The following is a 9481-nucleotide window of genomic DNA, read 5'->3' on the forward strand; positions in this document are numbered from 1 at the left end:
ACGGCCCCCCCCCCTTTCCCACCGTGGAGGTGTTCGATGGGTCTTCCCACTGGCGTGCATCATCTGGCGCTCGCGACCCGGGACTTGAAGGCGCAGCTCGCGTTCTTCACCCAGGTCGTCGGCATGGAGCTGGAAGCGCTGTACTGGATGCACGGCGTGGAGAACACCGTGCACGCGTTCTTGCGGCTGGGGGACACCTGCTCGCTGAGCTTCGTGCAGGCGCCGGACATGGCGAACATCGAGCCGGTGATTGGCGTCTCGCACCCGGGCTTCAGCGCGGGTTCGGTGGCCCCGGGCGCGATGCAGCACCTGGCGCTGAGCGTCCCCACGGAGGCGGACCTGCTGACGATGCGCGACCGGCTGCGCTCGCACGGCTACTGGGTCGCGGGCCCCGTCGACCACAACATGTGCAAGTCGATGTACGTCCAGGCCCCCGAAGGCCTCATCCTGGAGTTCGCGACGGCCGAGGGCGCCATCGACGTCGAGCAGTGGATCGACCCGGCCGTGGTCGCCCACTGCGGCATCAGCGCCTCCGAACTGGAGGGCTTCCTCCGCCCGCCGCCCTTCACCTCGCAAGGGGGCAAGGTGCCGCAGCCGGCGCCCACGACGCGGCCCAACTTCGTCTTCACCGGCGAGTGGGCCCCGCGCGGCGCGGTCTTCCTCCAGCTCACCGACGAGCAGATCGCCGCCGCGCTGGACTCGCCCACGCCGCCGGTGCCCCGGCACACGGCGCCCTGAGAAGGCCCGCTACGGCGTGACGCGCGCGGAGACCACTCCCGCGCCTTGCGCCGCGGGCGGCTTCATCATCCCTCCCGCGATGCGCAGGCCCAGCGAGCGCGGCGTGAAGCGCGTCAGGTTGGCCTGCAGCCAGTTGCGCACCCCCGGCACCACCGAGGCCCTGCCCTGGTCCAGGGCCTTGAGGCCGACGAGCACGACCTCCTCCGCCGTCGCCATGGGGCCCACGGCGGCCTGCTTCGTGCCCACCACGTCGAAGAAGGCCGTCTTCACCGGCCCCGGGCACAGCGCCAGCACGCGCACGCCCTTGCCGCGGTTCTCCTCCGACAGCGCCTCCGAGAAGGACAGCACGAACGCCTTGCTGGCCGCGTAGATGGCCATGTACGGCACCGGCTGGAAGCCCGCGATGGAGGCCACGTTGAGAATGCCGCCCACGCCCCGCGCGAGCATGTCCGGCAGGAACAGGTGGCTGGCGTCCACCAGCGCCGTGACGTTGAGCATCACCTGCTCGTGCTGCCGCGCGAACGGCGCCGAGTCGAAGGCCCCGTGCGTGCCGAAGCCCGCGTTGTTGACGAGCAGGTCCACGCGCAGCCCCTTCTCCTGGCAGCGCGCGTGCAACTCCCGCGCGGCGCCCTCGCGCCCCAGGTCCAGCGCGATGACCTCCGCCTGGATGCCATGCGCTGACGCCAGCTCCGTCGCCAGCGCGCGCAGCCGGTCCTCCGAGCGCGCCACGAGGATGAGGTCCATGCCGCGCGCCGCCAGCTCGCGGGCGAACACCTCGCCCAGCCCGGACGACGCGCCCGTCACGAGCGCGCGGTGCCCGGCGTAGGGGAAGGCTCCGCGCACGGACGGGAGGGGGGTGTTGGGAATGTGGACAGGGGAGGATGAAGAAGTCGTTTGCATGGGGTTAGAATGTGAGTGAGCGCTCACGTTCTCAACTCGCGTTGGCGCTCACATTCCGTTGAGGAGGCTCCATGCCCCGCCGTCCGCCGCCGTCCCGTCGAAGGGCCCCCCGCCAGGAGCGGGCGCAGGCCACGTGCGACGCCATCCTCACCGCGACTGCTCGCATTCTGCTCAAGGATGGCTACGAGGCCGCGAGCACCAACCGCATCGCGCAGGAGGCGGGCGTGAGCGTCGGGTCGCTCTACCAGTACTTCCCCAGCAAGGAGGGGCTGGTGACGGCGCTGATGGAGCGGCACCGCGCGCAAGGGCTGGCGGACTTCGAGGCCGGGCTGGTGCCGCTCGCCAGCCAGCCGCTTCCGGTGGCCATGCGCGCCCTCATCCAGCAGGTCATCTCGGTGAAGCGGGAGAACCCCAAGCTGAACCAGGTGCTGCATGAGCTGAAGCCACGCATGCGGCAGTGGGGACTGTCGGACGCCTATTCACAGCGGCTGTTCCGGCTGGTGCGCGCCTTCCTCGCACCGCGCTTCGAGGAGCTGCGGCCCCAGAACCTGGACATGGCGGTCTTCATCCTCGTGAACACCGTGGAGGCGCTCAGCCACTCGGCGGTGACGGAGCGGCCGGACTACCTGGAGGACCCGCTGTTCGTGGAGGAGCTCACCGCGCTCGTGCTGGGCTACCTGCGCCCGGAGCCCGCGACGTCCGCGCCCCGCCGCACGGCCCGTGAGCGGGTGGCCCGGATGTGAAGCGGGCGGGGGCCTGCCGTCTACTGCGTGCCCGTCTTCGCCGCGGGCGCCTGGGCGGGAGCGGCCTTCACACCGGTGAGCAGCGGCACGCGGCCCTCCGGGTAGAGCGCGGTGAGGCGGTCGCCGCGAATCTCCAGCGCGGCCAGGTGGCGGCCGTAGTGGGTGCTGAGGCCGGTGTCGATGACGATGGCGCGGCCCCCGAAGCGGACGGAGAGGCGGCCATCCTGGGACGGGGTGTGGCCCATCACCATGCGACGGGCGCCGAAGCGCTCCAGCACCTGGGTGAGGCCCGCGTCCCACTTCGCCTCGTCTTCGAGGGCGTAGCCGCGGAACCACACCGGGCCGTTGGGATCCACGGCGCCGCCCGGCGGCTGGCCCGGCGTCACGTCCTGCCACACCCAGCGGTTCACGGCCTCCAGCGTCGTGCCCGGGACGGTGGGGGCGAGGCCGCCGTGCAGGAAGAGGGTGTCGTTGACGCGGATGACGGCGGGGTGCGTGCGCAGCCACCGGCCGTAGCGGCCGTCCGCGGCATAGGCGGCGGTGTGTCCGTGGAGGCCCCGGGACTCGGCCGGAGCGTCGGCGGTGGGAGCTTGGTCGGCGAAGGAGGCGAGCTCTCCGGGCGTGACGTAGCGCAGGTCACCGCGCATGTTCATCAGCTCGTGGTTGCCCAGGAGCGCGTGCACGCGGCCGCCGGCCTTGCGGGCCTCGGTCTCCAGGCGCATGAGCAACTCGAAGGCGTCGCGGGTGTGGTCGCCCCGGTCGGGCACGTCGCCGGTCTGCACGAGGTGCGCCTTGCCGCCAATCCAGTGGTCCTTCGCGTCGATGAGGCCCGCGAGCCGGAGCACCTCCTTGAAGGCGTCCACGTCGCCGTGGACGTCCGCGACGGCGACGATGCGCTCCACGCCCTGGAAGACGAAGGGGTCCTCCTTCGCCTTCGGCGCGGCGGCGGTGGAGAGCGCGGGCAACAGCAGCAGGCAGAGCAGGACGGGACGCATGGGCTTCCTTACGAGGGAGGCGACAGGAACCGGGAGGGGAGCGCGCGCAGGAACTGCGCATCCTTCCAATCCCAGACGCGCTCGGGCGCGCTGTCCACGTTCACCGGAACGGAGTTCCAGGCATGGACGGCGAAGGTCGAGGAAGCGCGCCAGTGGAGCAACACGCTGCACACCGCGGTCACGGTGAGCACGCCCGCGAGGAGGCGGTGCTGCCGGGGGGCCTCCACCGCGGTCTGCACGGGGAACGCGAGGAAGTAGACGAGGTAGGGCAGCACGTCGGTGAAGAAGCGCGGGCCCACGGAGTGTCCCGCCCACCACATGGGGAAGGCGGAGATGGCCACCCAGTGCAGGAGCGGGATGACGGCGAACGCGACCTCGTAGGGCTCCAGGCCGCGGCGGCGCCACTGCTGGACGAAGCCCACGGCGCTGAGCACGAGGAACGGCGAGAAGACGAAGAGGCCTCGCGAGGGGCTGACGAGGTGGGCGGCCAGCGCCATGAAGAACCGGCCGGGGACCAGGTGCAATGAGGTCTGGTAGTAGGGCGACAGCAGGGCGCCGTAGATGGCCAGGTTGTACGCGCAGAAGGGAATGGCCACGAGCGTCGCGCCCGCGAAGTAGACCGGGAGCTGGCGCCAGAAGCGCAGCGCGAGGTACGCGGTGACGACGATGACGCTGAGGGAGTTGGTGGGGCGGCAGACGTAGCCGAGCGCGACCGTGAGGCCCAGGAGGAACGCGGTTCGCGCGGTCTGGACGGGCCGGGCCAGCAGCAGGACGATGCAGCAGACGGCGAGGAGGCTGGGTGCGTGCTGCCAGAGCACCCGACTCGCGGTGGAGTACACCGTGGTGCCCAGCCCGAAGAGCAGGACGGTGGCGAGCGCCGCGCGAGGGGACACCCGCCTGCGCAACGCGACGAGGAGCACGCCCGCGGCGGCGCAGACGTAGAACGACGCGATGAGCTGTTCGGTGCGGTGGTAGGAGCCCAGGTCGATGAGCCCGGTGCGCTGGAACATCTCCAGCCAGGACAACGCGCGCCCCCCGAGCGGCCCCAGGTGGGGCAGCAGCGGCCTCACGAGCGAGAAGAACCCCTCGGCGGCGGCCACGAACGGGAGCGCCGAGACCATCACCCCGGGCGGGTAGACGTAGTAGACCCGGCCACCGAACTCACTGTGCGCGTAGTCCGTCCCTGGCGTGAACGTGGGCCTGAACTCGTCCAGGTCGGTGTTGCCTTCATGAAGGATGCTGGCCGCGGACGGGATGGACCACAGCGAGTCCATCTGCATCTGCACCTTGCTCGCGGTGTAGACGCCAAAGAGGCCCAGGCACAGCAACCAGAGCGCTCGCGGGGAGGCCGCGAAGTCGCGGCGGGGCGGAAGGGGCGGGGTCTGCACGGAGCCCCTTCTAGCGAATCCGTCCCGGGACCGTGAGCGGTGTTGTCCCGCGGGCTTCCTAGCGCAGGGCGTCCAGACGCGGACGGAGTCGCTGCGCCACCCGGGGCAGGTCGTCAGGCCCCTTCACCGGCTCGAAGCGGCTCGTCGCCGGAGCCGTGCGGTCCACCTCGATGAAGGCCACCGGCAGCAGCGGCTTTCCATCCGGGCGGGTGAGGCTGCTGGCCTCCGCCGTCACCTGCTCGAACTGGAGCACCGGCGCGCCGTCCACCTTCTTGGAGACCACCCGGTAGGGAATCGGAACCTCCGCGCCAATCATCGCCTCCAATTCGAAGGTGATGTTGTTGGTGGAGATGAAGGCGTGCTGCGTGGGGTCCACCTTCTCCACGAGCTGGAGCTGGCCGGCCAGGCGCACCGGCGCGGCGCCCGCGTCCAGCGCTCCGCTGGGATTGACCCTGGGCGTCACCTCCACCGTCATGGCGCAGCCGCGTTGCAGGTGCATCCCGATGACGACCGGGTCGAGCGTCGCCGCGAGGTTGTCCACGTTGGAGAAGTACACGCAGCGCACGCCGCGCTGGCGCAGCGTGTCCCCCACCCCGCTCTCGCGCAGCGCGCGGAAGACGTCCCCGTGGCCGGAGGGCGCGAAGGACAGCTGGCCGTCCGCCTCGTGGAACAGGCCACCGTCCGGCGTGAGCCGGGGCAGCATCCGCTGGCGGAAGAGGAACACGTCCTTGCCCGTCCCCCGTGCCTCCAGGTGCGCGGCGATGGCCTCGTGCGTGAGGTAGGACGTCATCACCGCCACGGGCACCGGGCGCCCCAGGCGCGTCCCCAGCCGGCGCGCCTCCGCGAGCTTGAGGTCCAGGAAGGTGTTCTGCCCCACCACGGGCACGAGCCCCTTCACCACGCCTCCGAAGCGCGTCCCGGCGCCACCGGCCACCACCAGGGCGGCCACCTGCCCCAGGCGGAGCGCCTGCTCGCCCCGGGCCCGGCAGACCTCGTAGTCGGGCGTGCCCTCGCGCGGGAGGGACTGCACGTCCCCCTGCCGCAGCGGCTCCAGGGCTCCCGCGAGGGGCCGCGACTCCACCAACTCACCGCGCTGATAACGGGCGAGCAGCGCACGGAAGCTGGCCGCGTCGAAGCCATCGCGCGCGAGCCGGGGATCATCGAGCGCTGCGTCCAGGGTCTGGGTATTCACGCGGGTCAACATAGAGCCGCGCTCCGCCGCGTGCATCGTTCCCGGGGACAGGGTGTGCGTCCAGACTTCCGCCCTGCCCTGCCGGGCCGCTTCGCGAGCGGGACTGGCGCGCCCGGCTGCGGCAGCAGGGCAGGGCCCGGGGAAATCAGCGAGGATGCGCGCCATGCAAATCTGGGTCGACGCCGATGCCTGTCCCGGGCCCGTGCGGGACATCCTCCTGCGCGCCGTCCAGCGCCTGAAGGTCCCCATCGTCTTCGTGGCGAACAAAGCCCTGTCGCTGCCGCGCCTGGCGTGGGTCTCCACGGTGCAGGTGGGCGCGGGGCTGGACGTGGCGGACCGGCACATCGCCACCTCCGCGAAGGCCGGGGACCTGGCCGTCACGCAGGACATCCCGCTGGCCGCGCTGCTCGTACCCAAGGGCGTCGTGGTGATGGATCCGCGCGGGGAGCTGTTCACGCCGGAGAACATCGACGAGCGGCTGTCGGTGCGGAACTTCATGCAGGACCTGCGCGACAGCGGCGTCACCACCGGCGGTCCCAGCAGCTTCTCGCCGCAGGACCGTCAGCAGTTCGCCGCCACGCTGGACCGCGAGCTCACCCGGCTGGTGAAGCAGCAGGGCTGAGCGCTTTGGCTACCGGCCGCTCGCGCCGCCACTGCCCTCCACCGGGGGCGTGCCCGTGGTGGGCGCCATCGGGCTCACCCCGATGCCCTTGTTGCGATTCCACGCGGGCGGGGTGATGTCCAACCGCGCGCCCGGGTTCTGCGACGGGCCGGGCTCCGGCGCCAGGTCGTCCACCGCGCGCAGGTCGATGCTGCCGGAGCCGCCGGTCCCCAGCGTGTTGATGTCCACGCACTGGTAGTCGTCCGGGTTCGCGGAGCCGGAGCCGCCGGTGCCGGTGTCCTCGGCCTCGGCGGCGGCCTTGGCGCCCGCGTCACCGTAGGGGTTCATGCCGTGGGCGCGCAGCATCGCCTGCGTGCGGGGGGACTCCTCCACGTCCCAGGAGAACTCATCGCTGGAGAACGGATCGCGGGTCCCCGCCCCCGATTCCGGATCCTGCGAGGTGGAGCCCGAACCGCCCGTGCCCTTCGGGTTGTCCGCCGTGCCTGAGGCGCCCTGGTGGGCACAGCCTCCGAGCAGGAGTGCGGTCAGCGTGGCCATGAGCGGAAGTTTCATCGGGGGTTCCTCCACAAGTGTCATCCGCTTCTCAAGGTGGACGCACTCGCGGCGGGAGCAAGCGACAGGGGCCGGCCGGGCCAGCGGCCCCGCTCCAGGTCGGAGCCCGCGCCGGGGCCTCACGAGTCCCGGGAGGCCGTGCCCGCGTGCAGGCAGGCCAGCGCCGCCACGGTGAGCGACTCACAGCCCTTGCGCAGCGAGCCCTCGCGGTCCGGCGCATACAGGGAGGTATGCGGCCCCGGCAGGTGCGAGACCTTCTCCAGCGGGGTGGTGCCTGGAGCCTCGTTCCAGGCCTTCAGCGGCGTGACGCCCATGAACCAGAACGCCGTGGGCACGGCCTGCCGTGGCCCCTGGGCAAAGCGCGGGAAGTCCTCGCTCTGGGGGACGAGCATGCCCGGCACCAGCGCGCCGCTCCCGAACCAGCCCGCGTGCGCGTCGCGGATCCGCCGCAGCAGGGCCGGGTCGTTGTAGTTCACCGGCGAGCTCGACAGCACCTCCACCTGGGGAGGCCGGGGCGCGGCTGAGGCCTCGGCATCAGCCTTCGCGATGCGCTCGATGGCGGCGAGCACGCGGGCCTGCACCGCGTCGTCTTCGGTGCGCACCGTCAACTCCAGCAGCGCCTCGTAGGGAATCACGTTGGCGCGCGTGCCCGCCTGGAAGTGGCCCACCGTCACCACCGCCGCCTCCTGCGGCGACAGCTCGCGCGACACGATGGTCTGCAGGCGCATCACCAGGCTTGCCCCCATCACCACCGGGTCCACCGCCAGGTGGGGCGTCGCCCCATGCGCGCCCCTCCCGAAGAGGCGGATGCGCACGTTCGCCGAGCCCATCATCGTCGCGCCCTCGCGGTGCATGAACGCGCCCACCGGCAGCGGCGCGGTGTGCTGGCCCAGCACGACGTCCGGCGTGCCGAAGCGCGCATAGAGTCCGTCCTCCAGCATCGCTCGCGCGCCCTGGAGCGTCTCCTCCGCCGGCTGGGCCACCACCATCACGGTGCCGCGCCACGCATCGCGCGAGCGCGCCAGCAGCGCCGCCGTGCCCGTCAGGCACACGGTGTGGACGTCGTGGCCGCACGCGTGCATCACCGGCTCGCCGTCTGGCGTCGTCACGTGGCTTGCGTACGACAGTCCCGTCTTCTCCTCGATGGGCAGCGCGTCCATGTCCCCGCGCAGCATCACGGTGGGCCCGTCCCCGTTGCACAGCAGGCCCACCACGCCGTGGCCTCCAATGCCCCGGGTCACCTCGTAGCCCTCGGCCTCCAGCCTCCGCGCCACCTCGGCGGCGGTGTGCGCTTCCTGCGCGGACAGCTCCGGATGTTGATGCAGGTCGCGGTAGAGCGCGTCCACGTCCGGCAGCACCGCGTCCAGGTGCTTGAGGACGCGGCGGGCGCGTGCGTTCAGTTCGGGCTGCGGCGGCTCGTGCGGGCCTTCCCGTTCCAAGGCGACCTGCGATTCAACGTCGTTGTTCATGGCGTGCGTCTCCTGGCCGGAACGCGCGGGTGGAGGGGGGCGTCGGGCCAACGCTCAAGGTGGAAGTCCCGGGGTGCACTTCCCAGCGCGGGAGCAGGGAGGCGGCCGGGAGCCCGCGTCGGGGCCGCACGCCCTTCCCTCCGGGGTGACGTGGGCCTTCAGGGCACCGCCTGTCCGTTCGTTGTCCGTCCCTTCCCGGGAGGGCACCTTGAAGGACGCGCATGGAACAGCAGAAGGGGGCGGTAATGAGGCGAGGGATGGGATTGGGGCTCTGTCTGTTGGGGCTGATGGGCGGGACCGCGGGGGCGCAGGCGCCTCCGGACGACGCGCCCACGCGGGCGCGGCACGTGGAGTGGAAGGGGCCTTACTTCCTGCTGGGCCTGGGCGTGGAGGGCTACACGGGCAAGCTCGCCCCCAATCTGGATCCGGGGCTGTCGTACGGCGTCGTCCTGGGGTACCGGACCAACGACTACCTGGGCGTGGAGGTGGGCTACAGCGGCGGCGCCAGCAACATCACCATCTCCGAGAGCGGGACGCCCGGCAACCCGGACATCGTGCGCAACGGCGCGCAGGCGGCGGTCACGCTGGGCCTCTCCTCGCTGCGGCTCCAGCCCTACGTGCTGGCGGGCATCGGCGTCGAGCGCTACTCGGTGCGCTCGGGGAACTTCTTCCGGTTCCTCGACGATACGGGAGGCTACGCGCCTGTAGGGGCGGGGCTGCGGTACCAGCTCAACCCCCACCTCACGGCGGAGGTGCGCGGCAGCTACAGCTTCCTCTTCAGTCAGGACTTCGCGCGCGCGCAGGACCTGGGTGCCGGGGACGGTCGCTACCTGGGCGTGCTCCAGATTGGGGGTAGCTACTGAGCGGCGCATGGACGGAGGG

At 71.7% G+C, this 9481-nt stretch carries 10 protein-coding genes; 4 read left to right on the forward strand and 6 right to left on the reverse strand.

Annotated elements, in window-relative coordinates:
* Positions 1 to 36: 36 nt before the first annotated feature.
* Positions 37 to 738 (forward strand): VOC family protein, encoded by a 702-nt coding sequence (locus D7V97_RS06395; protein ID WP_120609704.1) that lies wholly within the window; start codon positions 37 to 39, stop codon positions 736 to 738.
* Between the two features lie 9 nt (positions 739 to 747).
* Here D7V97_RS06395 and D7V97_RS06400 read toward each other — a convergent pair whose 3' ends face one another.
* A complete protein-coding gene (locus tag D7V97_RS06400; protein ID WP_233582543.1) occupies positions 748 to 1581 on the reverse strand; it encodes an SDR family oxidoreductase in 834 nt (277 codons plus the stop codon).
* Between the two features lie 128 nt (positions 1582 to 1709).
* Here D7V97_RS06400 and D7V97_RS06405 point away from each other — a divergent pair, with 128 nt between their 5' ends.
* Positions 1710 to 2381 (forward strand): TetR/AcrR family transcriptional regulator, encoded by a 672-nt coding sequence (locus D7V97_RS06405; protein ID WP_120609706.1) that lies wholly within the window; start codon positions 1710 to 1712, stop codon positions 2379 to 2381.
* Positions 2382 to 2401: 20 nt separating this feature from the next.
* Here the strand turns inward: D7V97_RS06405 and D7V97_RS06410 are convergent, their stop codons facing one another.
* From D7V97_RS06410 to D7V97_RS06420, 3 genes are read right to left on the reverse strand one after another with little or no spacing between them, the layout of a single operon-like run.
* Positions 2402 to 3376, reverse strand: coding sequence for a metallophosphoesterase (locus D7V97_RS06410; RefSeq protein ID WP_120609707.1), 975 nt, complete (start codon positions 3374 to 3376; stop codon positions 2402 to 2404).
* 8 nt (positions 3377 to 3384) lie between these two features.
* Entirely contained in the window at positions 3385 to 4764 is a 1380-nt protein-coding gene (locus D7V97_RS06415; protein ID WP_120609708.1) for a hypothetical protein, read from the reverse strand.
* A gap of 58 nt (positions 4765 to 4822) precedes the next feature.
* Positions 4823 to 5956, reverse strand: a complete 1134-nt coding sequence (locus D7V97_RS06420; RefSeq protein WP_233582544.1) for a UTP--glucose-1-phosphate uridylyltransferase — start codon at positions 5954 to 5956, stop codon at positions 4823 to 4825.
* 163 nt (positions 5957 to 6119) lie between these two features.
* On the opposite strand from D7V97_RS06420, the gene D7V97_RS06425 reads away from it, so the two are divergent.
* A complete protein-coding gene (locus D7V97_RS06425; RefSeq protein WP_120609714.1) occupies positions 6120 to 6578 on the forward strand; it encodes a YaiI/YqxD family protein in 459 nt (152 codons plus the stop codon).
* Positions 6579 to 6587: 9 nt separating this feature from the next.
* Here the strand turns inward: D7V97_RS06425 and D7V97_RS06430 are convergent, their stop codons facing one another.
* On the reverse strand, positions 6588 to 7130 hold the full coding sequence (locus D7V97_RS06430; RefSeq protein ID WP_147444708.1) for a hypothetical protein: 543 nt from the start codon (positions 7128 to 7130) through the stop codon (positions 6588 to 6590).
* Between the two features lie 119 nt (positions 7131 to 7249).
* Complete coding sequence (locus tag D7V97_RS06435) at positions 7250 to 8599, reverse strand: amidohydrolase (protein WP_120609711.1); 1350 nt, start codon at positions 8597 to 8599, stop codon at positions 7250 to 7252.
* A gap of 257 nt (positions 8600 to 8856) precedes the next feature.
* Between D7V97_RS06435 and D7V97_RS06440 the strand changes: the two genes are divergently transcribed.
* Complete coding sequence (locus tag D7V97_RS06440) at positions 8857 to 9462, forward strand: outer membrane beta-barrel protein (protein ID WP_158623293.1); 606 nt, start codon at positions 8857 to 8859, stop codon at positions 9460 to 9462.
* Positions 9463 to 9481 lie beyond the last annotated feature (19 nt).

Origin of the sequence: Corallococcus sp. CA053C, assembly GCF_003611675.1 — a bacterium.
Classification (GTDB): domain Bacteria; phylum Myxococcota; class Myxococcia; order Myxococcales; family Myxococcaceae; genus Corallococcus.

Excerpts from the sequence above, each read along its gene's own strand:
- D7V97_RS06395 (WP_120609704.1), top strand. The coding sequence starts at position 37 with ATGGGTCTTCCCACTGGCGTGCATCATCTGGCGCTCGCGACCCGGGAC.
- D7V97_RS06405 (WP_120609706.1), top strand. The coding sequence starts at position 1,710 with ATGCCCCGCCGTCCGCCGCCGTCCCGTCGAAGGGCCCCCCGCCAGGAG.
- D7V97_RS06410 (WP_120609707.1), bottom strand. The coding sequence starts at position 3,376 with ATGCGTCCCGTCCTGCTCTGCCTGCTGCTGTTGCCCGCGCTCTCCACC.
- D7V97_RS06425 (WP_120609714.1), top strand. The coding sequence starts at position 6,120 with ATGCAAATCTGGGTCGACGCCGATGCCTGTCCCGGGCCCGTGCGGGAC.
- D7V97_RS06430 (WP_147444708.1), bottom strand. The coding sequence starts at position 7,130 with ATGAAACTTCCGCTCATGGCCACGCTGACCGCACTCCTGCTCGGAGGC.
- D7V97_RS06435 (WP_120609711.1), bottom strand. The coding sequence starts at position 8,599 with ATGAACAACGACGTTGAATCGCAGGTCGCCTTGGAACGGGAAGGCCCG.
- D7V97_RS06440 (WP_158623293.1), top strand. The coding sequence starts at position 8,857 with ATGGGATTGGGGCTCTGTCTGTTGGGGCTGATGGGCGGGACCGCGGGG.